Origin of the sequence: Parerythrobacter aestuarii, from assembly GCF_030140925.1 — a bacterium.
GTDB lineage: Bacteria > Pseudomonadota > Alphaproteobacteria > Sphingomonadales > Sphingomonadaceae > Parerythrobacter > Parerythrobacter aestuarii.
Genome location: NZ_JARBWD010000001.1, coordinates 2,361,322 through 2,388,187, shown reverse-complemented (window position 1 = coordinate 2,388,187; position 26,866 = coordinate 2,361,322). Strand labels below are relative to the sequence as shown.

Annotated in this window: 27 protein-coding genes; 16 read left to right on the top strand and 11 right to left on the bottom strand. The window is 63.7% G+C overall.

Going from position 1 to position 26,866, the window contains the following annotated elements; translation table 11 throughout:
- Positions 1-38: 38 nt before the first annotated feature.
- On the top strand, positions 39-2,291 hold the full coding sequence (locus tag QPW08_RS11710; RefSeq protein WP_284125990.1) for a copper-transporting P-type ATPase: 2,253 nt from the start codon (positions 39-41) through the stop codon (positions 2,289-2,291).
- Positions 2,292-2,300: 9 nt separating this feature from the next.
- Here the strand turns inward: QPW08_RS11710 and QPW08_RS11705 are convergent, their stop codons facing one another.
- The 3 genes from QPW08_RS11705 to QPW08_RS11695 all read right to left on the bottom strand — a co-directional run bounded on the left by QPW08_RS11705 (position 2,301) and on the right by QPW08_RS11695 (position 6,790).
- Positions 2,301-3,863: a cryptochrome/photolyase family protein gene (locus QPW08_RS11705; protein WP_284125989.1), complete on the bottom strand. Its 1,563-nt coding sequence runs from the start codon at positions 3,861-3,863 to the stop codon at positions 2,301-2,303.
- A 108-nt stretch (positions 3,864-3,971) separates the two neighbouring features.
- Positions 3,972-4,610 (bottom strand): glutathione S-transferase family protein, encoded by a 639-nt coding sequence (locus QPW08_RS11700; RefSeq protein ID WP_284125988.1) that lies wholly within the window; start codon positions 4,608-4,610, stop codon positions 3,972-3,974.
- Positions 4,611-4,624: 14 nt separating this feature from the next.
- Complete coding sequence (locus QPW08_RS11695) at positions 4,625-6,790, bottom strand: primosomal protein N' (RefSeq protein WP_284125987.1); 2,166 nt, start codon at positions 6,788-6,790, stop codon at positions 4,625-4,627.
- Positions 6,791-6,844: 54 nt separating this feature from the next.
- On the opposite strand from QPW08_RS11695, the gene QPW08_RS11690 reads away from it, so the two are divergent.
- The 7 genes from QPW08_RS11690 (at position 6,845) to QPW08_RS11660 (ending at position 13,617) form a co-directional block, all read left to right on the top strand.
- Complete coding sequence (locus tag QPW08_RS11690; protein WP_284125986.1) at positions 6,845-7,528, top strand: DUF4197 domain-containing protein; 684 nt, start codon at positions 6,845-6,847, stop codon at positions 7,526-7,528.
- A 90-nt stretch (positions 7,529-7,618) separates the two neighbouring features.
- Positions 7,619-8,272, top strand: coding sequence for a fructose-6-phosphate aldolase (fsa, locus tag QPW08_RS11685; RefSeq protein ID WP_284125985.1), 654 nt, complete (start codon positions 7,619-7,621; stop codon positions 8,270-8,272).
- Positions 8,273-8,366: 94 nt separating this feature from the next.
- On the top strand, positions 8,367-10,184 hold the full coding sequence (gene cobT / locus QPW08_RS11680; protein ID WP_284125984.1) for a cobaltochelatase subunit CobT: 1,818 nt from the start codon (positions 8,367-8,369) through the stop codon (positions 10,182-10,184).
- 96 nt (positions 10,185-10,280) lie between these two features.
- Positions 10,281-10,751 carry a hypothetical protein gene (locus tag QPW08_RS11675; protein ID WP_284125983.1) on the top strand — a complete coding sequence of 157 codons (471 nt, stop codon included), beginning with the start codon at positions 10,281-10,283 and terminating at the stop codon, positions 10,749-10,751.
- Positions 10,748-11,419, top strand: coding sequence for a nitroreductase (locus QPW08_RS11670; protein WP_284125982.1), 672 nt, complete (start codon positions 10,748-10,750; stop codon positions 11,417-11,419). Before QPW08_RS11675 ends, QPW08_RS11670 begins: the two co-directional genes overlap by 4 nt.
- Positions 11,420-11,523: 104 nt before the next feature.
- Complete coding sequence (gene cysS, locus QPW08_RS11665) at positions 11,524-13,047, top strand: cysteine--tRNA ligase (RefSeq protein ID WP_284125981.1); 1,524 nt, start codon at positions 11,524-11,526, stop codon at positions 13,045-13,047.
- A 132-nt stretch (positions 13,048-13,179) separates the two neighbouring features.
- Positions 13,180-13,617: an RES family NAD+ phosphorylase gene (locus tag QPW08_RS11660; protein WP_284125980.1), complete on the top strand. Its 438-nt coding sequence runs from the start codon at positions 13,180-13,182 to the stop codon at positions 13,615-13,617.
- 158 nt (positions 13,618-13,775) lie between these two features.
- On the opposite strand, the gene QPW08_RS11655 is transcribed toward QPW08_RS11660, so the two are convergent.
- Positions 13,776-14,396 (bottom strand): 2OG-Fe(II) oxygenase, encoded by a 621-nt coding sequence (locus tag QPW08_RS11655; protein WP_284125979.1) that lies wholly within the window; start codon positions 14,394-14,396, stop codon positions 13,776-13,778.
- Between the two features lie 66 nt (positions 14,397-14,462).
- On the opposite strand from QPW08_RS11655, the gene QPW08_RS11650 reads away from it, so the two are divergent.
- Entirely contained in the window at positions 14,463-15,401 is a 939-nt protein-coding gene (locus tag QPW08_RS11650; protein ID WP_284125978.1) for a D-2-hydroxyacid dehydrogenase, read from the top strand.
- A gap of 7 nt (positions 15,402-15,408) precedes the next feature.
- Here the strand turns inward: QPW08_RS11650 and QPW08_RS11645 are convergent, their stop codons facing one another.
- A complete protein-coding gene (locus QPW08_RS11645; RefSeq protein ID WP_284125977.1) occupies positions 15,409-15,702 on the bottom strand; it encodes a hypothetical protein in 294 nt (97 codons plus the stop codon).
- Between the two features lie 58 nt (positions 15,703-15,760).
- Positions 15,761-15,949 carry a hypothetical protein gene (locus QPW08_RS11640; RefSeq protein WP_284125976.1) on the bottom strand — a complete coding sequence of 63 codons (189 nt, stop codon included), beginning with the start codon at positions 15,947-15,949 and terminating at the stop codon, positions 15,761-15,763.
- A gap of 118 nt (positions 15,950-16,067) precedes the next feature.
- Between QPW08_RS11640 and QPW08_RS11635 the strand changes: the two genes are divergently transcribed.
- Both QPW08_RS11635 and QPW08_RS11630 read left to right on the top strand, forming a co-directional pair.
- Positions 16,068-16,727, top strand: coding sequence for a S24 family peptidase (locus tag QPW08_RS11635; protein WP_284125975.1), 660 nt, complete (start codon positions 16,068-16,070; stop codon positions 16,725-16,727).
- A 39-nt stretch (positions 16,728-16,766) separates the two neighbouring features.
- A complete protein-coding gene (locus tag QPW08_RS11630) occupies positions 16,767-17,435 on the top strand; it encodes an MBL fold metallo-hydrolase (protein ID WP_284125974.1) in 669 nt (222 codons plus the stop codon).
- Positions 17,436-17,476: 41 nt separating this feature from the next.
- Here the strand turns inward: QPW08_RS11630 and QPW08_RS11625 are convergent, their stop codons facing one another.
- The gene (locus tag QPW08_RS11625; RefSeq protein WP_284125973.1) at positions 17,477-17,884 is read right to left on the bottom strand and encodes an MAPEG family protein; all 408 of its coding nucleotides are present in this window, start codon (positions 17,882-17,884) and stop codon (positions 17,477-17,479) included.
- Between the two features lie 181 nt (positions 17,885-18,065).
- Between QPW08_RS11625 and rpmF the strand changes: the two genes are divergently transcribed.
- The 5 genes from rpmF to QPW08_RS11600 all read left to right on the top strand — a co-directional run bounded on the left by rpmF (position 18,066) and on the right by QPW08_RS11600 (position 21,233).
- Positions 18,066-18,245, top strand: a complete 180-nt coding sequence (gene rpmF, locus QPW08_RS11620) for a 50S ribosomal protein L32 (protein ID WP_284125972.1) — start codon at positions 18,066-18,068, stop codon at positions 18,243-18,245.
- 22 nt (positions 18,246-18,267) lie between these two features.
- Complete coding sequence (gene plsX / locus QPW08_RS11615; RefSeq protein WP_284125971.1) at positions 18,268-19,359, top strand: phosphate acyltransferase PlsX; 1,092 nt, start codon at positions 18,268-18,270, stop codon at positions 19,357-19,359.
- The gene (locus QPW08_RS11610) at positions 19,356-20,330 is read left to right on the top strand and encodes a beta-ketoacyl-ACP synthase III (RefSeq protein ID WP_284125970.1); all 975 of its coding nucleotides are present in this window, start codon (positions 19,356-19,358) and stop codon (positions 20,328-20,330) included. Before plsX ends, QPW08_RS11610 begins: the two co-directional genes overlap by 4 nt.
- A gap of 157 nt (positions 20,331-20,487) precedes the next feature.
- Positions 20,488-20,790 carry an integration host factor subunit alpha gene (locus QPW08_RS11605; RefSeq protein ID WP_284125969.1) on the top strand — a complete coding sequence of 101 codons (303 nt, stop codon included), beginning with the start codon at positions 20,488-20,490 and terminating at the stop codon, positions 20,788-20,790.
- Positions 20,791-20,792: 2 nt separating this feature from the next.
- Positions 20,793-21,233 (top strand): MerR family transcriptional regulator, encoded by a 441-nt coding sequence (locus QPW08_RS11600; protein WP_284125968.1) that lies wholly within the window; start codon positions 20,793-20,795, stop codon positions 21,231-21,233.
- A gap of 11 nt (positions 21,234-21,244) precedes the next feature.
- On the opposite strand, the gene QPW08_RS11595 is transcribed toward QPW08_RS11600, so the two are convergent.
- The 4 genes from QPW08_RS11595 to QPW08_RS11580 all read right to left on the bottom strand — a co-directional run bounded on the left by QPW08_RS11595 (position 21,245) and on the right by QPW08_RS11580 (position 26,840).
- Complete coding sequence (locus tag QPW08_RS11595; protein ID WP_284125967.1) at positions 21,245-24,667, bottom strand: AAA family ATPase; 3,423 nt, start codon at positions 24,665-24,667, stop codon at positions 21,245-21,247.
- Positions 24,668-24,676: 9 nt separating this feature from the next.
- Complete coding sequence (locus tag QPW08_RS11590) at positions 24,677-25,426, bottom strand: thioredoxin domain-containing protein (protein WP_284125966.1); 750 nt, start codon at positions 25,424-25,426, stop codon at positions 24,677-24,679.
- Between the two features lie 116 nt (positions 25,427-25,542).
- Positions 25,543-26,262 (bottom strand): thioredoxin domain-containing protein, encoded by a 720-nt coding sequence (locus QPW08_RS11585; protein WP_284125965.1) that lies wholly within the window; start codon positions 26,260-26,262, stop codon positions 25,543-25,545.
- Entirely contained in the window at positions 26,259-26,840 is a 582-nt protein-coding gene (locus QPW08_RS11580; RefSeq protein ID WP_284125964.1) for a DUF721 domain-containing protein, read from the bottom strand. Before QPW08_RS11580 ends, QPW08_RS11585 begins: the two co-directional genes overlap by 4 nt.
- Positions 26,841-26,866: the final 26 nt, after the last annotated feature.

Sequence of the window (26,866 nt, the reverse complement as noted above, 5' to 3'; positions counted from 1 at the left end):
CCCTGCAATTCACGCGCCCAGCGCCTATATCGGTTAGCATGAACGGGCATAAGCACCATGATCATGGGGCAAAGGCCGGGCACGAATGCTGCGGCCATGGCGATCACACCCACGACGAAAGCGCACCGGGGGACGGGCGCTTCGACACGGTCCCGGCTGGCTATGCCGGAGCGATCTATACCTGCCCGATGCATCCCGAAGTACGGCAGGTAGCCCCCGGTTCGTGCCCACTTTGCGGGATGGCGCTGGAGCTTGAATCCGCCGCCCATGCCGCTGAAGCGGGACCCAATCCGGAGCTGGCCGATTTCACTCACAGGTTCTGGATCGGCGCGATCCTTACCATTCCTCTGCTGCTGCTGGCGATGGGACCGATGGTTGGGCTCGGCATGCTGCGCGACAGCCTCGGCGAAGGCACCGCGCGGTGGGCAGAGCTGGTGCTGGCAACGCCGGTGGTGCTGTGGTGTGGCTGGCCGTTCCTCGAGCGCGGCTGGGCTTCGTTCCGCTCGCGCAACCTCAACATGTTCTCGCTTATTGCCATGGGCGTCTCTGCCTCGTGGCTGTTCAGTCTCGTGGCAGTCCTCGCGCCGCAGCTGTTCCCGGCCGGCTTCCACGACATGCACGGTAGCGTGCCCGTGTACTTCGAAGCCGCCGCCGTGATCGTAGTACTGGTATTGCTGGGGCAGGTGATGGAACTGCGCGCCCGCGAAGGCACCGGCAAGGCGATCCGTGCGCTGCTGGATCTCGCTGCCAAGACCGCGCGGGTGATCCGCGAGGACGGCAGCGAGGAAGAGATCTCGCTGGAAGAGGTCGCGGTGGGCGACCGGTTGCGCGTGCGCCCTGGAGAGAAGGTCCCAGTCGATGGTGAAGTCGTAGAGGGACATTCCTCGGTCGATGAAAGCATGATCAGCGGCGAGGCAGTGCCGGTCGAGAAATCGGCTGGCGACACGCTGACGGGTGCGACCATCAACGGCACCGGCAGCCTGGTGATGGAAGCACGGTGGATCGGTGCGGACACCGTGCTGAGCCAGATCGTGGAGATGGTGGCAAAGGCGCAGCGATCGCGCGCACCGATCCAGAAGTATGCCGATACCGTAGCCGGCTGGTTCGTCCCGGCAGTGATCGGAGTGGCGGTACTGGCTTTTGCCGGTTGGGCCGTGTGGGGACCGGAGCCGCCGCTTTCCTATGCCCTGATCGCTGCGGTTTCCGTCCTCATCATCGCTTGCCCTTGCGCACTGGGCCTGGCGACCCCGATGTCGATCATGACTGCGACCGGGCGCGGGGCGCAGGTCGGGGTGCTGATCCGCGATGCCGAAGCGCTCGAGCGGTTCGAGAAGATCGATACGCTGGTCGTCGACAAGACCGGGACGCTGACCGAAGGCAAGCCGCGGCTGGTGGCAGTGCTGCCTGGGAATGGCATGCCTGAAGACGAATTGCTGCGCTTGGCTGCATCGCTGGAACGCGGGTCCGAGCATCCGCTGGCAGAGGCGATCGTGGCCGGGGCCGAAGCACGTGGTCTTGCACTGGCCAAGGCGGAGGAATTCCAAGCGGTCACAGGCAAGGGTGTTAAAGGTCGGATCGATGGCAAGCAGGTTGCGCTGGGCAATCGCGCCTTGATGGAAGACCTCGGGCTCGATGTCGCAGGGCTGGTCTCGACAGCCGATGCCCGCCGCGATGATGGCGAGACCGTCATGTTCGTTGCTTCGGGCGATCGGGTCGCAGGCATGGTCAGCGTGGCGGACCCGGTCAAGGCGAGCACGCCCGATGCGCTGGCTGCGCTACACAAGCTGGGCCTGACCATCATAATGGCGACCGGCGACAACACCCGCACAGCGCGGGCTGTCGCCGCACGGCTGGGTATAGATGAAGTGCGCGCCGATGTGTTGCCGGCAGACAAGGCCCGGATCATCGCCGAGCTGCAACAGCATGGGCGCAAGGTCGCGATGGCGGGTGACGGGGTCAACGATGCGCCGGCCCTGGCGCAGGCCGATGTCGGCATTGCCATGGGCACGGGGGCCGATGTCGCTATCGAAAGCGCCGGCATAACGCTGGTCAAGGGCGATCTCGATGGCATCGTCCGGGCGCGCAAGCTGGCGCGGGCGGCCATGCGCAACATCCGCCAGAACCTGCTGTTCGCGCTCGGCTACAACGCTCTGGGCGTGCCGGTCGCGGCCGGGGTCCTCTATCCCTTCTCCGGCATCCTTATCAGCCCGATGTTCGCCGCTTTTGCTATGAGCGCATCGTCGATCTCGGTGGTGACCAATTCGCTCAGGTTACGCGCGGTGGAGATCTGAAGTAGCGGATCAGTCGCGTGCCCACCCATCCTTTGCCGGCTCCAGCGTGTCGAGGAATTTCTCCGCGCTGGCGAGGTACTCGGCCTGCTTCGCCTCATCCATCCGGTCCCACGTTGAATAGATCCGCCCGATGCGCGGGTTCACCTCCAGCCGTTCGCGGTGGCGGTCCATGAAGTGCCAGTAGAGCGCGTTGAAGGGGCAGGCGCCTTCGCCGGTCTTCTTGCTGACGGAGTAGGCGCAGCCGGAGCAGTAGTTGCTCATCTTGTTGATGTAGTTGCCACTCGCCGCATAGGGCTTGGAGGCTAACTTGCCGCCGTCGGCATAGAGCACCATGGCGCTGACGTTGGGCAGCTCGACCCATTCGAAGGCGTCGGCATAGACCGCCAGGTACCAGTCCTGCACCGCCTTCGGCTCAATCCCGGCGATCAGCGCGAAATTGCCCAGTACCATCAGCCGCTGGATGTGGTGGGCGTGGGCGTTCTCGCGAGTAGAGCGGATAGAATCGGCGAGGCAGCGCATGTCGGTCTCGCCAGTCCAGTAGAACTCCGGCAGCGGGCGGGTGGCACCGAGTTCGTTGGCCTCGGCCAGCCCCGGCATGAAGCGCCAGTAGAAGCCGCGGACATACTCGCGCCAGCCGATCAGCTGGCGAATGAAGCCCTCGACCGCGTTGAGCGGAGCGCGACCCTCGCGATACTCCTCCTCCGCCCGGCGGCACAACTCGACCGGATCGAGCAGGCCGAGGTTGATGCTGGTCGAGAGCATTGAGTGGAACAGGTCGTCCTCGCCATGAATCATGGCATCCTGGTAGTCGCCGAACTGCGGCAGACGCTCGGCAAAAAAGGCATCGGCTGCCTGCTCGGCCTCGTCACGGGTGACGGGCCACTGGAAGGGTTCGAGATCGCCGAAGTGGTCGCCGAAGCGCTCTGCCACGAGGTCCAGCACCTCGCGAGTGATTGCGTCAGGCTCGAACAGCGGGCGTTGCGGGGCCGAGAGGCCTTGCTTGGGCGGCTTGCGGTTCTCGCTGTCGTAGTTCCACTGTCCGCCCTCGGGCTCCTCCCCCTTCACCAGCAGGCCGGTCTTGCGGCGCATTTCGCGGTAGAAGAACTCCATCCGAAGCGTCTTGCGCCCCTCGGCCCAGTCGTTGAATTCGGACTTGCTGCACAGGAAGCGGTCGTCGGGCAGTATATGGATTTCGCAGTCGAACTTGTCGGGCCATTCCTCAATCGCCTGCTGTACCCGCCATTCGCCGGCTTCGACGACATGGACCGCGCGCGGGGAGTGCCGATCGATTGCCCGCGCGACTTCGCCGGTGAAGCTGCCGGAGTTGTCCTCGTCGGTCAGCTTCACATAGTCCACCGTCCAGCCGGCATCTTCCAGCTCAGCCGCGAAATGTCGCATTGCGGAGAAGATCAGCGCGATCTTCTGCTGGTGGTGTTTCACGTAGGTGGCTTCGTCCCACACCTCCATCATCAGGATGACGGTGTCGTCCTTGGCCCGCCCCCGGATGGAGGCGAGGGCACGGGTCTGCTGGTCGCCGAGGATGGGGACGAGGATTGGGCCGGGTTCGGACATGGTGGCCTAACGCACGAAGTTCCCGTGCGCTCCCGCGCAGGCGGGAGCCTCAGGAAATCAGGTGGTCCGGCAGTGGCCCGAGGTACCCGCCTTCGCGGGTACGCACCCTCAATCCAGCTTGGGCGGCATACCCGGCTCGGCCTTTGCCATGGCGGCCTGATAGGCGGGGCGCTCGCCGATGCGCTTGAGATAGGCCTGCAGGTTCGGCATGCCGTCGATAGCCATGCCGCTCATCGCGCGGCTGGTGGTTAGCTGGAAGCCCATCATGATATCCGCCGTGGTCAGCTGCGAGCCGCCGAAATACTCGGCCTCGCCCAGCCGCTTCTCGACGATGGCCCAACCCTTGGCGTTGCGATCGGCAACGAAGGGCGGCATCTCGCCGCCATCGATCATGCGGCTGGCAACCAGCGCCATCATGCCGTTGGTCATGAAGGTCGCATTGGCCCAGTGGTAGTAGAACAGATGGTCGGCGAAGTCGGGATGATCGGGACCGGGGACGAGATCGGTATCCGGCGCATGCTTGGACACGATCCAGTCGATGATCGCACCGCTTTCGCCGAGCACGAAGTCTCCGTCGGTTATGACCGGGGCAATGCCCATCGGGTGCAGCGCCTTGTACTCGTCGGGTGCCAGGTTGTTGTCGGTGCGGCGATTGTAGAGCTTGACCTCGTAATCGATGCCCAGTTCCTCGCACAGCCACACGATACGTTCGGATTGCGACAGGCGCAGGTGGTGGACAGTGAGCATCGGGCAAGTTCCTCTCAAACGAAGCTGTAGGGATCGATATCGATCGATACGCGCACACCACGCGGGAAGTCCAGCGGCGCGAGCCAGTCGCGGATGGCATCCTGCACGCGCGCCGAACGGCGGGCGTTGATCAGCAGGCGATAGCGATAGCGCCCGCGCAGCATGGCAAGCGGGGCCGGGGCCGGGCCGATGATGGCGATGTCCTCGATTCGCGGGCGGGTGTCACCGATGCGATTGGCGGCTTCGCGCGCTTCGGCCTCGTCTTCGCTGGAGACGATGATCGCGGCCCAGCGGCCGAAGGGCGGCGCGCCGGCATGGCGGCGGGCCTCGGTCTCGGCTTCGTAAAAAGCGTCGCGGTCGCCCGCCTCCAGTGCGGCGATGACCGGGGCTTCCGGGTGTCGGGTCTGGATCAGCACTTCGCCGGGCTTCGATCCGCGCCCGGCGCGCCCGGCGACTTGCGCCACCTGCTGATAAGTCCGCTCGGCTGCGCGCAGGTCCCCGCCCTCGAGGCCAAGGTCGGCATCGACTACGCCGACCAGCGTCAGTTCCGGAAAGTGGAAGCCCTTGGTCACCAGCTGGGTGCCAACGATGACATCGATCGCTTTGGCCTCGGCCATGGCGACGAATTCCGCCGCCTTGTCGGGCGTGTTGAGAGTATCGGAGGTAGCGACGGCGACCCGCGCTTCGGGCAGGATTTCCGCCACTTCATCCGCGATCCGCTCCACGCCGGGGCCGCAGGCGACCAGGCAATCGGGCTCGCCGCATTCGGGGCAGGTCTCGGGCGGTTGCTCCTCGTGCCCGCAATGGTGGCAGGCGAGCTTGCGGGTGAAGCGGTGCTCGACCAGCCAGGCGCTGCAATTGCTGCACTGGAAGCGGAAACCGCAATTGCGGCAAAGCGTAAGCGGGGCATAGCCGCGGCGGTTGAGGAACAGCAGCGACTGCTCGCCGCGTTCAAGCCGGGCGAACAGCTCGCGCGCCAGCGAGGGGGCTAGCCAGCGCCCGCGTTCGGGCTTTTCCTCCGTCAGGTCGATCAGGCGGATGGTCGGCAGCTCGGCCCCGCCGAAGCGGCTCGGCAGTTCGAGCTTCCGGTAGACCCCGCTCTCCGCCATCTGCAGGCTTTCCAGCGCCGGGGTAGCACTGGCGAGGATCACCGGCATCTGCTCGAAATGCCCCCGCATCACCGCTACGTCGCGGGCGTTGTAGCGGACACCGTCGCCTTGCTTGAAGCTCACCTCGTGCGCTTCGTCGACCACGATCAGGCCGAGATTGGCATAGGGCAGGAACAATGCCGAGCGCGCCCCCACGACAACCTGCGCTTCGCCGGTGGAGATGGCGCGCCAGGCCCGCCTGCGTTCGCTCGATTTCTGGCTCGAATGCCACACCACCGGCGCCGCGCCGAAACGATCCTCGAACCGGCGCAGGAAGGCCTCGGTCAGCGCGATTTCCGGCAACAGCACCAGCACTTGCTTGCCCATCCGCAGCGCCGCCGCGACCGGCTCGAAATAGGTTTCCGTCTTGCCTGAGCCGGTCACCCCGTCGAGCAGGATCGGGCTGAATTCCTCTGCCTCGACCGCTGCTACCAGCTCGTTAGCAACTTCCTGTTGCTCGGGTGACAGGATCGGCTCGGCATGGTCAGGATGGGCGCGGGGGTAGGGGCGGTCGATATCGACCACGACCGGCTCCAGCACGCCCTGGTTCACTAGCCCGCGCAGCACGCCTTCGGAAACATCCGCCAGCTCGGCCAGTTCGCGAATGGTCGCCTGCTCGCCATCGAGCCGTTCCATCGCCTGTTCGCGCTGCGGGGTCATCCGCTCGGGCATGCCGCCGCTCAATCGGTATTCGGTCGCGGTTGATGGGCCACGCAACGCGCCACCGCTGGAGAGCACCATGCGCGCCACCGCGCTCATCGGCGCGCAGTAGTAGTCCGCCGTCCATTCAACCAGCCGCCGCAATTCCGGCCTGAGCGGGGGGACAGGGACGATATCGCGCAACGGCCGTAGCTTGGCATCGGGCACCGATTGCGCCGGCAGCCGGTCTTCTTCCCACACCACGCCTAGGATCTCGCGCGGACCGAGCGGGGCGACCACTACGCTGCCCGGCACTACGCTCATGCCATCAGGCACCCGGTAGTCGAGCACCGGGAGCGCGGCATTGAAAGTGAGCAGGCGAGCGCGGTTCATCGTGGCATCATATGGCGAGGGGCAGTAGTGTCCCGCAAGCAAGGAGGCTGCGAAATGACCGATATTCTCACCCGTCGCCGGATGCTCGCGGGCATGGGCGCGGCTTCGTTGCTGGCGTTGCCGGCGTGTTCGACCGTCGGCGGCGGCTACAGCCTGACCGAAGCGATCCGCCGCTTGCTGCTGCTCTCCAGCGAGCGCGCCTTTGCCCGGCTGGCCGCGCCCGGTGGATTCTGGGACGAGCAAGTCGCGCGCATCGGCCTGTCTTCGCTGCTAGGCGCGCGCGGGGACGTGCTCTCGCGCATTCTCACTTCGCAGCTGTTCAAGGACCGGCTGGAACGCGCCTTCGCCGGCTTTGCGGTCGATGCCAGCTATCGCGCAGCGCCGGTGGTGACGGAGGCAGTGCGGACCATCGGCTTTGCCAACGCGGTCGACCTCGTTCGCGGCGGGCCCAGCGCGGCGACCGATTTCCTCAAGGCGGACATGGGCACGGCCTTGATCGATGCCGTGCTGCCCGGCCTCGACCAGGCCATCCGCGTGGCCGAGGACCCGCTGGTTGCGCAGGCGGTCAATGCCATCACCGGGGTCGATGTGACCGGCGTCGCCCGCCGCGTGGGCAACCGGGTCAACGACGCCATCTGGGCGGAGATGGGCAAGGAAGAGGCGTTGATCCGCCGCGATCCCGGCAGCACCAATGACGCGCTTCTCATCGGGGTATTCGGAGTCGGTTCGCGGCTGTAAGTTTCGACAGCGGACGAAGGGCGGGGCTAGCGAGCGCCCGCATGCTTCGGTAGGGAACCGGGGAATCACTTTTCCGGAGCTCAAGCACTCATGAAATTCTTCGCCGACACAGCCGAGATCGACGACATCAAGGAACTGGCCGCCACCGGCCTGCTCGATGGCGTGACCACCAATCCTTCGCTGATCGCCAAGTCGGGGCGGGATTTCATGGAAGTGACCAAGGAAATCTGCGGCATCACCGACGGTCCGGTCAGCGCCGAAGTGGTCGCGCTCGATCACGCCACGATGATGAAAGAGGCCGATGTCCTCAGGAAAATCGCTGACAATGTCTGCATCAAGGTTCCGCTGACGGTCGATGGCCTCAAGACCTGCAAGGCGCTGACCGACGATGGCACGATGGTGAACGTCACGCTCTGCTTCAGCGCCAACCAGGCGCTGCTCGCGGCCAAGGCAGGGGCTACGTTCGTTTCGCCCTTCGTCGGACGGCATGATGACAATGGCGTCAACGGCATGGACCTGATCCGCGACATCCGTCACATCTACGACAACTACGCCTTCGATACCGAGATCCTCGTCGCCAGCGTGCGCCACGTTACGCATGTGCTGGAGAGCGCATTGATCGGGGCCGATGTGATGACTGCGCCGCCCAAGGTCATCAAGGCGCTGTTCAACCATGTGCTGACCGACAAGGGCATCGAAGGCTTCCTCAAGGATTGGGAAGCCACCGGGCAGAGTATTCTGTGATCGCATGAGTCCCTGCGCAGGCAGGGACCTCTCTCCACCAGCGTTTTGCTAGTGGGAGGAGGCCCCTTACTTCGCTGGGACGCACAAGGATTTTATGAGCGACGAATCCCCCCTCGACAGCTTCAAACGCGCGCTGACCGGTACGGCGCGCGCGCTGGCGCATGAGCCGGAGATCGAAGTCGCGTGGAGCGCGGACAGCCCCAGCGCGCAGGGCAAGAATTTCCGCGTCCCGCTACCGGGGCGCAACGTCCCGCCCGACCAGGCCGCCGAAGCGCGCGGCTTTGCCGACAGCTTTGCGCTCAAGCTGAGGCACCACAACCAGACGCTGCATGATCGCCATGCGCCGAGCGATCCGGTCGCACGCGCTTGTTACGACGCGATCGAGCAGGTCCGCTACGAAGCGATCGGCTCCAACAACTACGGCGGGATTTCGGAAAACCTCGACGCGGCGCTGGAACTGCGGACCGCCACCGATCCCATCGCCCGCGCACAGAACGACAGCGAAGTGCCGCTGCAGACCGCGCTCGGCCTGATGCTGCGCGAAAGCCTGACCGGCAAGCCGATCCCGGATCGTGCCAGGGCCGGGGTGGAGATGGTGCGCGAATATATCGAGAGCCGCACCGGCAGTGATTTCGAGGACCTGGCCGGATCGCTCGACGACCAGAAGGCGTTCCAGTCGCTCGCACTCGACATGCTGCGGCACCTCGAGTTGACCGATGCCACCGATGCGCCCGACGACAGCGGCGACGAAGACGGCGACAACGAGGACGGCGAAGAGCAGGACCAGGACGAGAACGAAGACGAGACCGGCGGCGACCAGCAGCCGCAGCCCGCCGAGGCGGCCGGCGAAACGCAGGAAGGCGAGGCCGACGGCGAAACCGAAGCCGAAGTCGGCGACGAAATGGCCGACGGCGATCCGGGCGACGATGGCGAGGAAGGCATGATGCCGGTCCGGCCCAACCGCCCGTGGACCGAGCTGCCCGAACATTTCGACTACAAGCCTTACACCGAAGCCTTCGATGAAGTGATCGAAGCGCCCGAGCTCTGTGATGCCGAGGAGCTCGACCGCCTGCGCGCCTATCTCGACAGCCAGCTGACCGGGTTGCAGGGCGTCGTCACCCGGCTCGCCAACCGGCTCCAGCGCCGCCTGATGGCGCAGCAGAACCGCAGCTGGGATTTCGACCAGGAAGAAGGGCTGCTCGATGCCGCACGGCTCGCCCGCGTCGTCATCAGCCCGGGCCATTCGCTCAGCTACAAGATCGAGCGCGAAACCGAGTTCAAGGACACCATCGTCACGCTGCTGATCGACAATTCGGGCTCGATGCGTGGCCGCCCGATCAGCATCGCCGCGATCAGCGCCGACATCATGGCGCGCACGCTGGAGCGGTGCGGGGTCAAGACCGAGATACTTGGTTTCACGACCCGCGCGTGGAAGGGCGGGCAGTCCAGAGAGAAATGGCTCGCCGACGGCAAGCCAGCGCAGCCCGGCCGCCTCAACGACCTGCGCCACATCCTCTACAAGAAGGCCGACGAACCGTGGCGCCGCGCGCGCCGCAACCTCGGCCTGATGATGCGCGAAGGGCTGCTCAAGGAGAACATCGACGGCGAAGCGCTGCTGTGGGCGCACAACCGCCTGATCGCCCGGCCGGAGGATCGCCGTATCCTGATGGTCATCAGCGATGGCGCGCCGGTGGACGACAGCACGCTCAGCGTCAACAGCGCGGGCTATCTCGAAAGCCACCTGCGCAAGGTGATCGACTGGATCGAGAAGCAGTCACCCGTGCAGCTGGTCGCCATCGGCATCGGGCACGACGTGACGCGGTATTACAAGCGCGCGGTGACGATCATGGATGTCGAACAGCTCGGCGGAACGATTATCGAGCAGCTGGCTGATTTGTTCGAGGTGGAGTGATGGGCGAGTGAACGACAGTCTCCTCACTGCCATTATCAACGGGGCTTTTCTCGTCGTGGGTGTATTCCTCGGCTTCGGTTCCACCTTCATTAACTCTTGGGTGAGCATAGCCGCAAGGAAAAGTCGGAAGATAAGAAGCGGCTAGAGAAGGAGTACGCAGTGCTCCATGGGGCATTCGCGGTAACAAATTTCCTGAAGTCGCGACTCAACGATTATGAGAAAAGTAGAAGCGTCAGCGGTCTTGCGCGACTAGTGGTGGCGGAGACCTATGTTCGAAACCTGATCGAAAGGGCTCCGGGCGAGAGCGACCGACTGATGGTCTCGTTGGTCGCGCTTGGACTAAGATTAGAAGCCCTTCTATTCTGTGTTGGCGAATTGCTGGGCGCTGCTGACGAAGGTAGAAATTTTTCGATGTCCAGTTTTGACGTGGCATTCCGCGAACTTGATCAAGCAATTGAAACGGTTGATATTATCGTGACTGGCGAATTGCCTTTGATGACTGAAGAGGAACTCGATGAGATACCCGAGGTCGAAATTTCAACATTGCTGAATGAAGAGACCAAATGAACGTCACCGAAGCCGTCCAGTCCCGCCGCTCCGTGCGCGCATTTCTCGACACACCCGTCGACCAGGCCACGCTCACCCGCATCCTCGAAACCGCGCAGCGCTCGCCATCGGGCGGGAACACCCAGCCGTGGCACGGCATCGTCCTGACCGGCGAACCGATGCAGGCGCTGTTTGCCCGGATCGCGCAGGACCTGCCCAAAGGGCGCGAAGCCTTTGCGCCGGAGTATCACGTCTATCCGCCCGAGCTCGATGGCGCCTATGAGCAGCGCCGCCGCGGCGTGGGCGAGGACATGTATGGTGCACTCGAAATCTCCCGCGAGGATAAGGGCCAGCGGCTGATGTGGTTCGCCAACAACTTCCGCGCCTTCGGGGCGCCGGTGCTGATGTTGGTCCACACCCCCCGCTACATGGGCCCGCCGCAGTGGAGCGATATCGGCATGTGGCTCCAGACCATCGGCCTGCTGTGCCGCGAGGAAGGGCTCGACACCTGCTTCCAGGAAGCGTGGGCGGTCTACACGCCGCAAATCCGCGAGATGGTCGATATCCCCGAGGACCACATCTTCTTCTGCGGCGTCGCCATCGGTTATCGCGATCCGGAGGCCCCGGTGAACAACTTCACCGTCGCCCGCGCACCGATAGATGAATGCGTGCGCTGGGAGGGGTGGTGAGACCTGTGGCTGTGCTTCGACAGGCTCAGCACGAACGGGATTAGCTCCAAGTTCCGTTCGGCCTGAGCTTGTCGAAGGCCACGCGCCGACCTATGCGGCCCACCATGACCGATACGCCGCTCCAGCTGTTCAATTCGCTTACTCGAAAGCTCGAACCCTTCGAGCCCGTCCATCCGGGTGAGGCGCGCGTCTATACCTGCGGGCCGACGGTCTACAACTACCCCCACATCGGCAACATGCGCGCCTATGTCTTTGCCGACGTGCTGGGCCGAACGCTGAGCTGGAAGGGCTACAAGCTTACCCACATCATCAACATCACCGATGTCGGCCACCTGACCGACGACGCCGATGCGGGTGAGGACAAGATGGAGAAGATGGCTGCCCAGAAGGCGCAGTCGATCTGGGACATCGCGCGGCACTATACCGAGGCCTATTGGGCCGATGTGAAGGCGCTCAATATCCGCGAGCCGGCCAAGTGGTCGGTGGCGACGGACTACATCGAAGACATGCTGGAGTTCGCGAAACAGATTGCGCCCGAGCACTGCTACGAGCTGGAAAGCGGGCTCTATTTCGATGTCTCGACGGTCGATGATTACGGCAAGCTGGCGCGCGCTGTCACCGAAGAGGGTGAAGGCCGGATCGAGACGGTCGAAGGCAAGCGCAACGCCGCCGACTTCGCCATCTGGCGCAAGACTCCGCCGGGCGAGACGCGGCAGATGGAATGGGACAGCCCCTGGGGCAGGGGCGCGCCCGGCTGGCATCTGGAATGCTCGGTCATGGGCGGTAAGCTGCTCGGCTTCCCGTTCGATATCCACACCGGCGGGATCGATCACCGCGAGATCCACCACCCGAACGAGATCGCCCAGAACCAGGCCTATTGCTGCACCGATGGCCTGAACGTTGCCGAGAACAGCGGCGCGAAAATCTGGATGCACAACAACTTCCTGGTCGAGCGGTCGGGCAAGATGTCCAAGTCGTCGGGCGAGTTCCTGCGGCTGCAACTGCTGGTCGACAAGGGCTACCACCCGCTCGCCTACCGCATGATGTGCCTGCAGGCGCATTACCGCAGCGAGCTGGAGTTCTCGTGGGAGGGGCTGGAAGCGGCGCTGACGCGGCTGAAGCGGATGATGATGGCGGTTGAATCCCTCAAGTCTCGTCATGCTGAACTTGTTTCAGCATCCATGCCGAACTCCGAACCGTGGGTGCGGGCGGAAGGATGGACCCTGAAACAAGTTCAGGGTGACGACTGGGGGAAGCTGGGCGCTGCGGTCGCAAAGTTCGATGCGGCCCTCGGTGATGATCTCAACACGGCGATCGCACTGACTGCGCTGGAAGATGCGCTGGCGACCAAGAAGGTCGAGCCAGCGACGAAACTGGCTTTGGTGGGAGCAATGGACTCTGTCCTCGGCCTCAACCTCTTCAACCTCACCCGCGCCGATCTCCGCATCCGCCCCAGGGACGCGCAGATCACCGAGGCCGAGATCGAAGCCCAGCTGGCCGAGCGTAAGGAAGCCCGCGACGCCAAGGACTTCGCCCGCTCCGACGCGCTGCGCGATGAACTCGCGGCCAAGGGCGTCGAGGTGATGGATGGCGACCCGCTTGGCTGGGAGTGGAAGCTTGGTTCGTGATCTTGCACTATTCCAATATCCCGATTCCAATATCCCGTTCGCGCTGAGCTTGTCGAAGCGCAGCCACGACCGTTGCGGCTGGGCTTCGACAAGCTCAGCCCGAACGGAGCTGGGTAGTGGGGCTGAAGCAGAATGAAACTCTGGCGCCTCACCCGCGCGCCGTTCCTGGCGCTCGACGGGTCGGGGCCGGAAAAGCATGGCGCAAGGTGGGTTTCTCCAGGCCGGCCGGTGGTCAATTTCGCTTCGGAGCCGGGGCTCGCGGTGCTCGTAGTGCTGCGTTACCTGCCGCGCAACCTTGCCGGGATCGACGACGACTACTTGCTCGGCTGGACCGAGATCGATGCCACGCCCGAACGATTGCCATTCGTCGAGGACCAGGCGGAAAAGCGCCGGATCGGCGATGATTGGCTGCAATCCGGTCGCTCACTGCTGGCAGCGGTCCGGTCTGCAGTCCTGCCTGAGGCCGATATCATAATGATGAACCCGGCCCATCCTGCGTCGGCAGCGGTTCGGCCACTTGCCACGAGGCCATTCGACTTCCGCCAGACGCTGAGCCTGCCGCGTTCCTGATCTGTGGGATGGAAGGGAAATGTGGGGGCCGCGGAAGGTGTGTGGAGTGGGATGCGCGGCCCCCGGGGATGCATCGATCGAACGATACAAGGACCCGTTTAGGACGCAGGCCTTTCCCAAACCTTTCGCGAATGTAAAACCCTCTAAAAGTTACAAATTCACGCCTGGTCGCCGCTTGAACGCAGCAGCCAGCAATTGATCGAGAAGCGGGCATCCTGCCAGGCATCGCCGGGCACGTGGACTGTCTCGACCTGGTGGCGTGCGATCGATGGGAAGGCGACCAGCCGGTTATGCTCGGGGGTAATGCGGACCGCCTCAGCATTGCCAAGGTATGGCTTGAGCAGCAGGTCACCGCCGGTGAAGGCGACCTCTGGGCGATGCAGGTAATAGACCATGCTGATCATCCGGTCACCGATGTGCTGGTCGCGGTTGGCGGCGGTCTTGGTGTCGATATGTTCGTTGAAGAACCCGCCATCGCGATGGGCGGCCATCTCGACGTCCCACGCGGCAATGGGAAAAGGCGCTATTCCCACCGCCTTGCACAGGTACTCGAAATGCGCCTCGACCGCCGCAGTGAACTGGCTGCGCGCATCGCCCAGGTCTGCCGTCGCCAGGGCCTGGCGGTGGTGTGCCTTGACTTCGTGGCTGCCGGTATCGACAACTTTGGCCGGCTCGAACAAGCCGGCATTCTCCAGCGCGTGATCGAGCAGTGCCTGCGCCGACTCCGTCGGGAGGAAATTGTCGATCATGGCGAATTTGGGGATCAGGCTGCCGCTCATACGCTGGCATTACCTATCAATATCGCGCTAGGAGACGGTCCAACGCCAAATTGACAGAGGTTGTCCATGCCCGTTGCCGTCCTCTCCGCTCTGGTCCGCCCACTGGTCGAACCGCATCTGCCCGACAGCATAGAAGCGAAATATTTCACCTCTGTCGAGGAATTGCTGGAGCTCGCACCCGAGGCCGAGATCGGCTGGTTCGACCTCGACAAGAAGGAACCGATGGTCGAAGCCGTGAAGCTGGCGACCAGGATGAAATGGATGAGCTCGATCTATGCCGGGCTCGATTTCCTTCCACACGAGCTGATGCTGGAGCGCGGGGTAACCGTGACGAACGGGGTCGGCATCAACGCCATAACCATCGCTGAATATGTCGTGATGGGTATGCTGGTCCACGCCAAGGGCTATCGCGATGTCGTCCGCGCGCAGGAAAAGCACGATTGGCTAGTGGATTCGCCGGGCAAGGTTGAGCTGGCCGGGTCGAAGGCGCTGCTGCTCGGCTATGGTGCCATCGGCAAGCTGATCAAGCCTCGGCTCGAGGCTTTCGACGTTGATGTCACCGTGGTCCGTCGCTCGGGCGGAGAGGGTGTGCTCACACCCGACCAGTGGCGCAGCGAGCTCGGCACCTTCGACTGGGTTATCCTCGCCGTGCCCGCCACCCCCGAGACGACCGGCATGATCGGCAAGGATGAACTGGCGGCGATGAAATCCGATGCAGTGCTGATCAACATCGCACGCGGCGAAGTGGTCGATCAGCCCGCCTTGGTCGAAGCGCTGGAGAGCAAGGCAATCGGCGGGGCATTCCTCGACGTGACCACGCCCGAGCCGCTGCCTGCCGATCACCCGCTTTGGTCGCTCGACAATGCCCATGTCACCATGCACCTGTCGGGCCGGGCGCAGACAAAGATGTTCCAGCGCTCGGCTGAGCGGTTCATCCAGAATTGCCGCAGATATGTGGCGGGAGAGCCGGTCGAACCGCAGTTCGACCTGACGCTGGGGTATTAGGCGATTGCTAGACGTCTTCCAGCAGGAGCAATTCGCATTCCACCAGCATGCGCGGGGCAGGTTCCAGCGCGCTTTCGACCCCGGTCACAGTTGCATCGGCGACCAGCTGGCGAGGGATGGTGAACTCGTGGTCGGGTAGGGCGGCCACCAGTTCTTCGCCCGCAGCCACTGCTTCTACGCCTTCGAACTCCAAGCGCAGCCGGTGTCGCGTGCCGGCGAAAGTGATGCTGGCCCATGCGGTTTCGGAATGGTGCCGGACTTCACCTTGGTTTCCAGAGAGCGCCAACAGGGCGGTTCTCAATCGTTCTCCTGTTGATTTTCTTGCCGGACGCGGTGTGCGGGTCGAGAGAGTAATCTGTTCAGGCCGCATATTGGGCTGCCCGATAGGCGTTCATGAAGCCTTCCACCCTGCGCTCTGTAACCGTGCGCGGAATGCGTCCGTTGCGCAGGTCGAGCACGAAACGCGGGTCCTGGGCGGCGAGGCGACCGAACTTTGTCGCCGCCATGTCCTGTTCGCGCAAAAATTTTTCGATGGTCCTGATGAGCATGCAAGCCTCAATTTCCAAGTCGATTCGCCGTCCAATGGAGTGAGTCGTGAATGTCGAAATCCTACAAGTCTAGGAAAATTCTTTTGCAATTTCCTAAAAAGGGGGAGATAACGTTCCCATGATTGCTGATGCCAGCCAAATTGATGCACGGGCAAAGCTGCTCGAATTGGCCAATCGGTCGGGTGTCAGCCTGTCGAAGCTTTCGGCGTTAATAGGGCGTAATTCCAGCTATTTGCAGCAATTTGTCAAGAGAGGGAGTCCGCGAAAACTGGAAGAGAGGGATCGCCAGACATTGGCGGAGTATTTCAACGTCAGCGAGGAGGAGCTTGGTGGTAGAAAGGAAAAATCCTACATAAATTCCTCTTTGCGGGACGAAGATTTTGTTGCCGTTCCACGCCTTTCGATTGCCGTTTCGGGCCGTCCGGGCCGGTTCACGGGTGGCGAGACCCCGTTCGACAACTTTGGATTCTCCGGCCGCTGGCTGCGTGACAATGGGCTCGATCCTACCATGCTCAGTTCTGTCACTGTGGATGGCGACAGCATGGAGCCGCTGCTGCGGCATGGCGATGAAGTGTTGATCGATCGCCGACCCGGTCCGTGGCGCGACGGAATCCACGTGGTCCGCGTCGCCGGGGCACTGGCGGTCAAGCGCCTCGCCCGCTTGGGACGGAACCGTGTATCGCTGCTGAGCCAGAACTTGGCCTACCCGCCCGTCGATATGGAGGTGAAGGATATAGACGTCATCGGTCGCGTCGTTTGGAAAGGTGGGCGAGTCTGACCCTTGCGCTTCGCCTCAGGCCAAGCCACATCGTGCCGTATGACCGAAACCGCGACCCTACCGCCGATGAAAGCCGGGATCATTCCCGTTACGCCGCTCCAGCAGAACTGTTCGGTGATCTGGTGCACCAAGACCAACAAGGCGGCGCTGATCGATCCGGGCGGCGACCTTGACAGGCTCAAGGCCGGCCTCGCCAAGATCGGGGCAGAGCTGGAGAAAATCCTCATCACCCACGGCCATATCGACCACTGCGGCGAGGCCGGGGTGCTGGCGAAGGAAATGGGCGTGCCGATCGAGGGCCCGCACGAAGCCGACCGATTCTGGATCTCAAGGCTCGACGAGGATGGCGCGAAATACGGCATCCGCGGCGAAGTGTTTGAACCCGACCGCTGGCTCGAGGATGGCGACACAGTGACCGTCGGTGAACTCGAGCTCGACGTCATCCATTGCCCCGGCCACACCCCAGGCCACGTAGTTTTCTACCACGCCCCCAGCAAGTTCGCGATCGTCGGCGATGTCCTGTTCCAGGGCAGTATCGGGCGCACTGACTTCCCGATGGGCAACCACCAGGACCTGATCGACGCGATCACCAAGAAGCTGTGGCCGCTGGGCAATGACGTGACCTTCATCCCCGGCCATGGGCCCACGAGCACCTTTGGCCAGGAACGCAAGACCAACGCTTTTGTGAGCGATTACGCGCTGGGGTGAACAGTTGCCCCCCGTGGCTGTGCGACGGGGGGGCCGGATTGCTACATCAACCCCAGCGCGATCAGCACTGCCACGATGGCGAGGCCCAGCTGGGTCAGCATGGTCACCAAAACGCCTACCGTGCGGCCCTTGGCGAATGTGCCGCCGTCCATGCCGAGGCCATGTGCGACACGCCCCAGCATGTATATACCGGCAACCCACGCCAGCCACGGCTGGCCCTTGCCGGCGAGTTCGATCGCGGCGACCAGGATCAAAACGAAGGCGGTGTTCTCGACAAAGTTGAGCTGGGCGCGCATGCGGGCGGTCAGCGGTCCACCCGAATCGTCACCAATGGAAATCTTGTGCTTGGCCCGCAGTTGCCCGACTCGAATACCGAGCCAGATGTTGATCAACGCCGCCGCAGCAGCAGCGGTCAGGGTTACAGGTAGCAGCATCGAGGTCTCTCCCATTTGGTTTTCAATTGCTACTTATTGCCCGGATTGCTTGCAACACAAGCAAATTCGGCTATAGGGCGCGTCTTCCCGTCAGGGCCGGGCACCCGATTCACGCACACTTGTGCGCGCCGGATGCTTCGCCTAGGGCGGTTTCGACATAGACAAATTCGATTGAATTCAAGGAACAGGTGCCGCCATGGCTGTCCCTAAGAGAAAAGTATCGCCGCATCGCCGTGGCAACCGTCGTGCCCATGATTCGCTGAAGGTCGAAGCCTTCCACGAATGCAACAACTGCGGCGAACTCAAGCGCCCGCACAACATGTGCGGCCACTGCGGCTTCTACAACGGCCGCGAAGTCCTCGCCCCGAGCCTTTAATTTCCGCTAGCGGGAGAACGCCATGAGCCTGCCGCGTATCGCCATCGATGCGATGGGCGGCGATGAAGGCGTTCGGGTGATGATCGATGGCGCGGCAGAGGCCCGCCGTCGACATGACCAGTTCAAGTTCCTGCTGGTCGGCGACCAGCAGCGGATCGAGCGCGCGCTCGAGGCGCACCCCAATATGCGTGGTGCCTCCGAAATCCTCCATGCCGACGATGTCGTGGGTGGCGATGAAGTGCCGACTCAGGCGCTGCGCCGGGCCAAGACCACAAGCATGGGCCTGGCCGTCAATGCAGTGAAGGTTGGTGAGGCAGGCGCTGCGGTGAGTGCCGGCAACACTGGCGCGCTGATGGCGATGAGCAAGCTGGCGCTGCGCACCATGCCCGGGATCGACCGGCCGGCGCTGGCCGGTATCATGCCCACGCTGACCGATGACGATGTCATCATGCTCGACCTTGGTGCCAATACCGAAGCCGATGCCCGCAACCTCGTCCAGTTCGCGATCATGGGGGCGGCCTATTCGCGCATCCTGACCGGGCGTGAAAAGCCCCGCGTGCGCCTGCTCAATATCGGCACTGAAGAGATCAAGGGCTTCGACCGGCTGCGCGAGGCGGCGGCCCAATTGCAGGAAGCCCATCTCGACATGCAGTTTGACGGCTATGTCGAAAGCGACAAGATCAATCGTGGCGAAGTCGATGTGGTGGTGACGGACGGGTTCTCCGGAAATATCGCATTGAAGGCGATCGAAGGCACTGCGCGCTTCGTGACTGACTTGCTGCGCCGCGCCTTCACCAGCTCGATCCGCTCCAAGGTCGGTTTTCTTGTCTCGCGCCCCGCGACCGAGCTGCTCAAGCATCACCTCGATCCGAACAACCACAATGGCGCAGTTTTTCTCGGGCTCAACGGCGTTGTGGTGAAAAGCCACGGCAGCGCCAATGCCACCGGTGTCGCCAATGCCGTGGCGGTTGCCGCCCGCTTGCTGGAAGACAAGCTCACTGAACGTATCGCGTCCGACCTGCACGAGCTGGGCGACCGCATGTGGCACGCGACCGGTACCAACGGCGGCAATGGAAACAATGGCGGCGGCGTCGAAGCCGGGGACTCCAAGTGATCCGTTCGGTCATCCGGGGCAGCGGATCGGCCTTGCCTGCGCGCTGCGTGCCGAATGCCGAACTGGCCGAGCAGATCGACACCAGCGACGAATGGATCGTCGAGCGAACCGGCATCCGCCAGCGCTATATCGCCGGCGAGGGCGAGACGACCTCGACACTGGCGATCGAAGCGGCGCGCAAGGCGTTGGCCGCGGCCGACATGGACCCGGCATCGATCGGGCTCATCATCCTCGCCACCGCTACGCCCGACAACACCTTTCCTGCCACCGCGACCAAGGTGCAGAGCGCGCTGGGCGCGCATGGCTGCATCGCGTTCGACGTTCAGGCCGTTTGCTCAGGTTTTCTCTACGCCCTGGCGACTGCCGATTCGCTGCTCAAGACCGGCATGGCGAAACGCGCGCTGGTCATCGGGGCGGAAACTTTCAGCCGGATCCTCGACTGGGAAGACCGCACCACTTGCGTCCTGTTCGGAGATGGTGCCGGTGCCATGGTGCTCGAAGCGGTCGAGGGGGACGAGAACGATACCTCGGCCCCTGGCATCATCTCGAGCCGCTTGCACGCCGACGGTGCACAGCACGACCTGCTCTATGTCGATGGCGGTCCGTCCACGACGCAAACGGTCGGCCACCTGCGCATGAAGGGCCGTGAAGTCTTCCGCCATGCGGTCGTAAACCTTGCCGAAGTCTTGAATGAAGTCCTTGAGGATGCAGGGGTTTCTGCCAGCGATATCGACTGGGTGGTGCCGCACCAGGCCAATGCCCGGATCCTCGACGCGACCGCGCGCAAGCTGGGCCTGCCTATGGAAAAGGTCGTCGTCACTGTCGATCGCCATGCCAATACATCTGCGGCTTCCGTGCCGCTGGCGTTCGATACGGCGATGCGGGACGGGCGCATCAAGCCCGGAGACCTGGTGATGTTTGAAGCCATGGGTGGCGGCTTCACCTGGGGTGCCAGCCTCACCCGGCTGTAACCGACATGTAAGATGTAAAATGGATTTCCACCGCTAAATAGGCGGTCGGAAAGGATTTCTTGTGCTACCTGCGTTGCGAACAGGTCGCAAAAGGTATACGTTGTTAACATGAAACCGTGATAATCGGGGCGCGTTAGGAAGACGAGGAGGGAGGCACATGTCGCGATCGGTGGGAACGCTGACACGGGCTGACCTGGCCGAAGCCATCAACCGCAAGATGGGTTTCAGCCGGGCGGAATCGCTGGAGATGGTGGAGGCCATTCTCAACCACATGACGGCCGCGCTCGAACGTGGCGAGAATGTCAAAATCTCCGGATTTGGCAGCTTTGTCTTGCGCGACAAGAGGGAGCGCATTGGCCGCAATCCCAAGACCGGCGTCGAGGTGCCGATAACTCCGCGCCGGGTCATGACATTCCGCGCCAGCCAGCTATTACGGGAGAAGATAGCTAAGGGAGGCTGAGCGTGACGACATTCGACGATGGCAAGGACGAGGGAGCCCTCAGGACCATCGGCGAAGTCGGCAACGCGCTGGGCCTCAAGCCCCATGTGCTGCGCTATTGGGAAGAACAGTTCCCGATGCTCCAGCCGCTGAAGCGCAGCGGCAATCGCCGGTACTATCGCCCGGAAGACGTAGCGCTGGTCGAGACGATCGACCGGCTGGTCAACCATGAAGGCTACACGCTGAAGGGGGCCAGGCAGGCGATCACCGAGGGCAAGGTGGAGCCGGTTCCATCGCTGGAGCAGTCGGTCGATGGGCGCGGTGCAATCCGGGATACATCACCAGTTCAAGCGCAAACCGGACCCGAAGTTGAAGGTGACGAGAACCCGAACACGGTTGCGCCGGAGATTCTTCGCGAGCTTAAGGAAATCCGACGGAACCTGGCTGACGCCATCGGCGCCTGACTCTTTGGCGGTTACTCCGCAGCCATCAGTTCGGCTTCCTGCAGGTCCACGCTGACCAGGCGGCTGATGCCTTGCTCCACCATGGTCACGCCGAACAGGCGGTGCATGCGGCTCATGGTCACGGCGTTGTGGGTGACGATCAGGTAGCGGGTGTCGGTTTCGCGCACCATCGAATCGAGCAGGTCACAGAAGCGATCGATATTGGCATCGTCCAATGGCGCATCGACTTCGTCCAGCACGCAGATCGGGGCCGGGTTGGTCAGGAACAATGCAAAGATAAGCGCCGTCGCAGTGAGGGCCTGCTCGCCGCCTGACAGCAGCGTGAGCGATTGCAACTTCTTGCCCGGCGGCTGGGCGTAGATCTCCAGCCCCGCTTCGAGCGGGTCATCGCTGTCAATCAGCGCCAGATGCGCCTGCCCGCCCTGGAACAGTTTTGTGAACAGCTCCTGGAAGTGGCCGTTGACCTGTTCAAAGGCCGCCTGCAGGCGTTGGCGGCCTTCGCGGTTCAAGTTGCCGATGCTGCCACGCAGGCGGTGGACCGCTTCGACGAGCTCTGCCTGCTCAGCAGCGCTGGCACCGTGTTCTTCCTCGATCTTGGCGAGCTCTTCCTGCGCCACGAGGTTGACCGGTCCAATCCGCTCGCGGCTGGCGGTAAGGCGATCCATTTCCTCGCCTTCGAGCTCTTTCGACTGCACCTGTTCGGGATCGAAGGCGAATTTCTCCGCCAGCATTGGCGGCGGGCACTGGAACCGCTCCCCGGAGATGCGCGCCATTTCCTGCCGCCGGCCTTCCTCGTTTTCGGCCCTGGCGACGAGGGTAGCGCGGGTTTCGCGGGTGGTGGCGAGCCGCTCGGTCGCATCCGACAGCGCGCGCTCGGCTTCGGTAGCGACCGTTTGCGCGGCTTCGACATCCTGATTCGCCTGGGCGAGTTCTTCACCAAGCCGGGCCCGCACGACATCGCCTTGCTCGATCTCGCGCATCAGGCCTTCGGGCTTGGCGGCGGTGATAGCGCGCTCTGCGGCGATCTCTTCGAAACGGGCTTCCATCCCGGCAAGGCGTTGGGCAGCCTCGCCTGAGCGGGCTTCCCAATTGGATTTTTCCGCTCGCTGGGCAGCCGCGCGCTCGCGCGACACGGCCAGCGCCTGGTCATGTGCAGCCAGTTCTGCGGTGGCAGCCTGCATGGCCGAGCGGGCGGCATCGTTCCTGGCCTGCGCCGCCTCCAGCTGGGCGCGCCCGGCTTCAGGATCGGGCAGGGCCGAGCGCTTGTCCCGGGCGGCTTCAAGCTCAGCTTCAGCTTGTTTGCGCTGGTCGGCAAGATCGGTTGCGGCATGTGCCAGTTCTTCCAGCCGCGCAGCGACTCGCTCGCGAGCGGTTTCGGCCTGGTCGAGCCTGCGCAGCGCCTGCCGCTCGGCTTCGGAGGCTTCGCCTACGGCACGTTCTGCCGCCACAAGGCCGCGCTGCAGCTCGGAGAGCTCTTCCTGCGCACTGGCCTGTTGGGCCTGCGCCTGCTCGCGCGCGGTGCGCCTGGCCGGCAGCTCGGCTTCCAGCTCGGCCAGCCGGTTTGCGGCCTCCAGCCGGGCTGCTTCGGCGGAACCCTGCCCGCGCGCCACCAGCCCGTCCCACCGGCGCAGCGCGCCGTCCTTGGTCACCAGCCATTCGCCCGGATCAAGCGAGCGGCCATCGTCGCCGTCGGCGACGTGCACCAGCGCCAATCGCGCGGACAGCTGCGGTGGGCAGTCCATGACATGCGCAGCCAGGCTATCAGCTACCTGTGCCGGGGCATCGCGTCCGGTCCAGAAACGGCCTTCGGGATCGCCTTCGGGCTTACCCAGCGGAGCCTTGGCATCGCGACCGAGCACGGCAGCGAGTGCACGCTCATAGCCGGGAGCAGCGCGAACCTTGTCAAGAGCCGCAGGCAGGCCTTGCCGCCCGGCGGCCTGCTTCTCGCGCGCTTGTCGGTCGCGCTCGAGCGCCTGGTATTCGCGTTCGAGCCCGGCCAGTTCAGCCTGCGCTGTTGAAAGAGCGTCGGCAGCAGCATCGCGTGCCTGCTGCAATTCGTCCTTGCGGGCACGCTGGGCTTCGAGTTCATCGCGCAGCCGGGCCAGTTCGCGGGTTGCCGCTTCAGCACCCGCTTTGGCCTCTTCGACCGCTGCCTCAGGATCGCCGCCTTCCGCCAGCGAAGCACGGATGTCTTCCTGTCGAGCGACTTCACGGTCGAGCCGCGCCAGTCGCGCTTCGGCCTGTTCGATCGCAGCCCCGGCAACACGCCATTCGGCTTCGACCCCTGCATGATCTGCCGTTGCCTTCGCCAAGGCGAGTTCGGCGGCACGGCCTGCGCGGTCGGTGTCGTCCAGCTTCGCGGCCAGGGCAGGGCGGCGGGCCTCGTCTTCCGCCAACAGCGCTTCACCGGCCAGCAAATCCTTCTCCAGCCGCCCGAGCGCTTCGGCCGCATCGCGGGTTAGCCGGTCGGCTTCGACCCGGTCTTCTTCCAGCCGCGCTTTCTGGCGGTCGAGATCCGCCAATCGCTGTTCGGCCGCTTCCAGCTGGCTGGTGAGTGCTGCCATGCGGTGACCATGCGCGCTGGCATCGTCGCGCCGGTCGGCCTGTTCCTCGCGCGCTTCGGCCAGCTTCCCGGCGGCTTCGCGCTGCGCCTTCTGGGCTTCCTCGACGGCCTTCTGGGCCGCAGCCACGCGCTCTTCGGAGGTCTTGGCCTCGGCCCGTGCGGTGTCGGCCGCTGCCGCAGCATCGCGCCAGCGGGCATAGAGCAGCCGCGCTTCGGCGATAGAAATCTGGTCGGTCAGTTTGGTGTAGCGTTCAGCCTGCTTGGCCTGCCGTCGCAGCGAAGCGATCTGGCTGTCGAGACCTGCCATAAGGTCTTCCAGCCGCTCGAGGTTCTTCTCCGTCGAGCGCAGCTTGCTCTCGGCATCGCGCTTGCGGACGTGCAGGCCTGCGATCCCTGCAGCCTCTTCCAGCATCTGCCGCCGTTCGACCGGCTTGGCGGAAATGACCTGCGCGATCTTGCCCTGGCTCACCAGCGCCGGGCTGTGCGCACCGGTTGCAGCATCGGCAAAGGTCAGCGCGACATCCTTGGCCCGGACATCGCGCCCGTTGACGCGGTAGGCGCTGCCGGCACCGCGTTCGATGCGGCGGGTGACATCCAGTTCCTCACCGTCGCTGTCGACCGCTTGCAATACGACCTCGGCGAAATCACGCGCCGGGCGGGTTTCGGTCCCGGCAAAGATCACATCGTCCATCCCGCCCGAACGCATGGATTTGGGCGAGTTTTCGCCCATGACCCAGCGGATCGCCTCAAGCAGGTTGGACTTGCCGCAGCCATTCGGGCCAACGACACCTGTCAGCCCCGGCTCGATGCGCAGCTCGGACGGCTCTACGAAGCTTTTGAAACCGCTAAGTTTGAGCCGCCTGATCTGCATCGTTTCGCCTTAGCGTGCCCCGGCCTTCTGCAGGATCGGTTCGATCTTGGCCCAGGCGTTGTCGTCGATCTTCTTGCCGTTGATGAAGAAGGTCGGCGTCCCGGTAACGTCGAATTCCTTGCTCTGCTGGTCCGACCGGTCGGAGATCGCTTTCACCGATTCGACATCGGCGAGGCAGGTCCGGGCCTGGTCGCGACTGAGCCCGCGCGCGGCGAAGAAATCGAGCAGCCCGGCTGCTTCTGCCGCTGCCACGAAGCGCTCGTTTTCAGGCAAGGTCATCGCCCGCTCAAGCGCTTCGCCATTGGCCTGCGCGCCGCCGAGAACTTCATTGAGGTTGAGCCAGACCTGCTCCGACAGCGGCACCATCGCTTCCGGTCCGCTACAGCGCACGAGGCGCGCGAGCACCAGGTCGATCCCGTTATGCACCTGGTTGCGCAATTCGAAGCTGACACGGCCCGAATTGATGTATTCGCTGCGCATCGGTTCGAACCCGGTCTGAGTGAAATAGGCGCAAGCGCCGCAGGTCAGCGAGCCATATTCGACGATCTTGATCGGGGCATCGGGGTTACCGATCTGGTAGCCGTCGTAATCGGTCACCTGAGTCACTTCCGACCATTCCTGCCCTTCCGGTGCAGGGACGGCAGCGACCGGTTCACCGTTCAGTGCAGCATCGGTCTCAGTTTCGGAGCCGCACGCGGCAAGGCCTAGCGCCAGCGGCGCAGCGAGGGTGGCAAGGGTGACACGGCGAAAAATCGTCATGGGTTAGGATTCCTTCAGCGGAATTGCGGGAGGCTAGACCGTATGGCTAGCGGGTGGAAAGGGCAGGGGGATAGTAACGATAGCTGTATCCACAGGGGTGCCCACAGGGTTTCGGCTCAATTGGGACCGTAGGAGGAGGACTGGGGAGCTGTCGCAGCGCTGAGTAGCGGCGCAACCTGCGACCACCCGTGGACGTCCTTGAGCAGCTTGCCATCGATCGCGAAGCTCGGAGTGCCATGAAGTTCGAAGCTGGTCGTGTCGGCACTGGATGCGGCAGTGAGGCGGTCTGCCAATGCATCGTCGGACAGGCAGCGATTGAGTTCGGCCCGACCGATGCCGCGCCCTTCCATCAGGCTGTAGAGATCGATGTCGCTGGCAATCGCCTTACGCCGCTCGGCCTGCGCGCCCGAGAACCAGCGGTCCTGCTGCGCTTTGCTCGCCTGCTGCGCTTTTGCCAGCCAGGTTCCCTGCTGGTGCATCAACAGCGAATGGTTGAGGGCAAACTTGTCTGCCCCGCCGCACCAGGCCGCCAATGTCACTGCCACATCGACAACATTGCGCTGGAGATAGCGGATTTCGAACTTGGCCTTGCCGGGATCGACATAGGCGATCTTGACCACCGGCTCGCCCGTACGCGCGAAGTTGCCGCAAGCAGGGCAAGTGTAGCTTACCCATTCCGTCAGCGTAACCGGCGCGTTGGGGTCGCCGATAATGTGCGATGTCTCGGTTCGTTCTATCTTGGCGATGTTTGCCCCGTTCTGCCCGGACAGGGCGAGGCCCGCACCGACAAGTGCTGCGGCTTTCAAGCCCGTCTTCCAGACGCGCAAGAGTCTCATTGCTTGTTATCCTCCTGTTGCCCCAGGCTTCGCGCCAGCCCTTCGAGCACGGCACGCATTTCAGGATCGCCGATGTCGCGCAAGCTGTCTCCCAGCTCCATGGGGATCGGCTTGAGCGATGGCGGTGCCTTGGGCTTTTCTTCAGCACCTGTCGCCTTAACCGCACCTTGCCGCAGTTTCACCCGGGCGACGGCCTGGTAGCCGAAGAAACGGTTCACGCGCTCGATAATCTCCGGGATCACGTGCTGGATGATCGGGGCATGCGCGGGCAACACAACCAGTTGCAGGATGCCTTCGGATTTCTCGCCGGGCGGAAAACGGATCGCTTCCGGTGCGCAGACCTTGGCGTGGCGCGGGCCAACGATCTCGGGCCAGCGGGTGACGACCGAGCTCTGCACGAAGCCGAAGCGGCGAAAAGCCGTGCGACCAATCTGCGGCATCAGGTCACCCACCGCCTTGGCACCGCCACCGCGCGGCCTTTCATAAGGTCTGGCGGTTTTCTGTCGGCCTACCGCCTTGCTGCTTGCGGCCGGCTTGCGTGGCCGTTTCGTTGAAGGCTGGTCTTTGTCCCGTTCCATCGCGGATGCGCCCATGCCATAGGCGC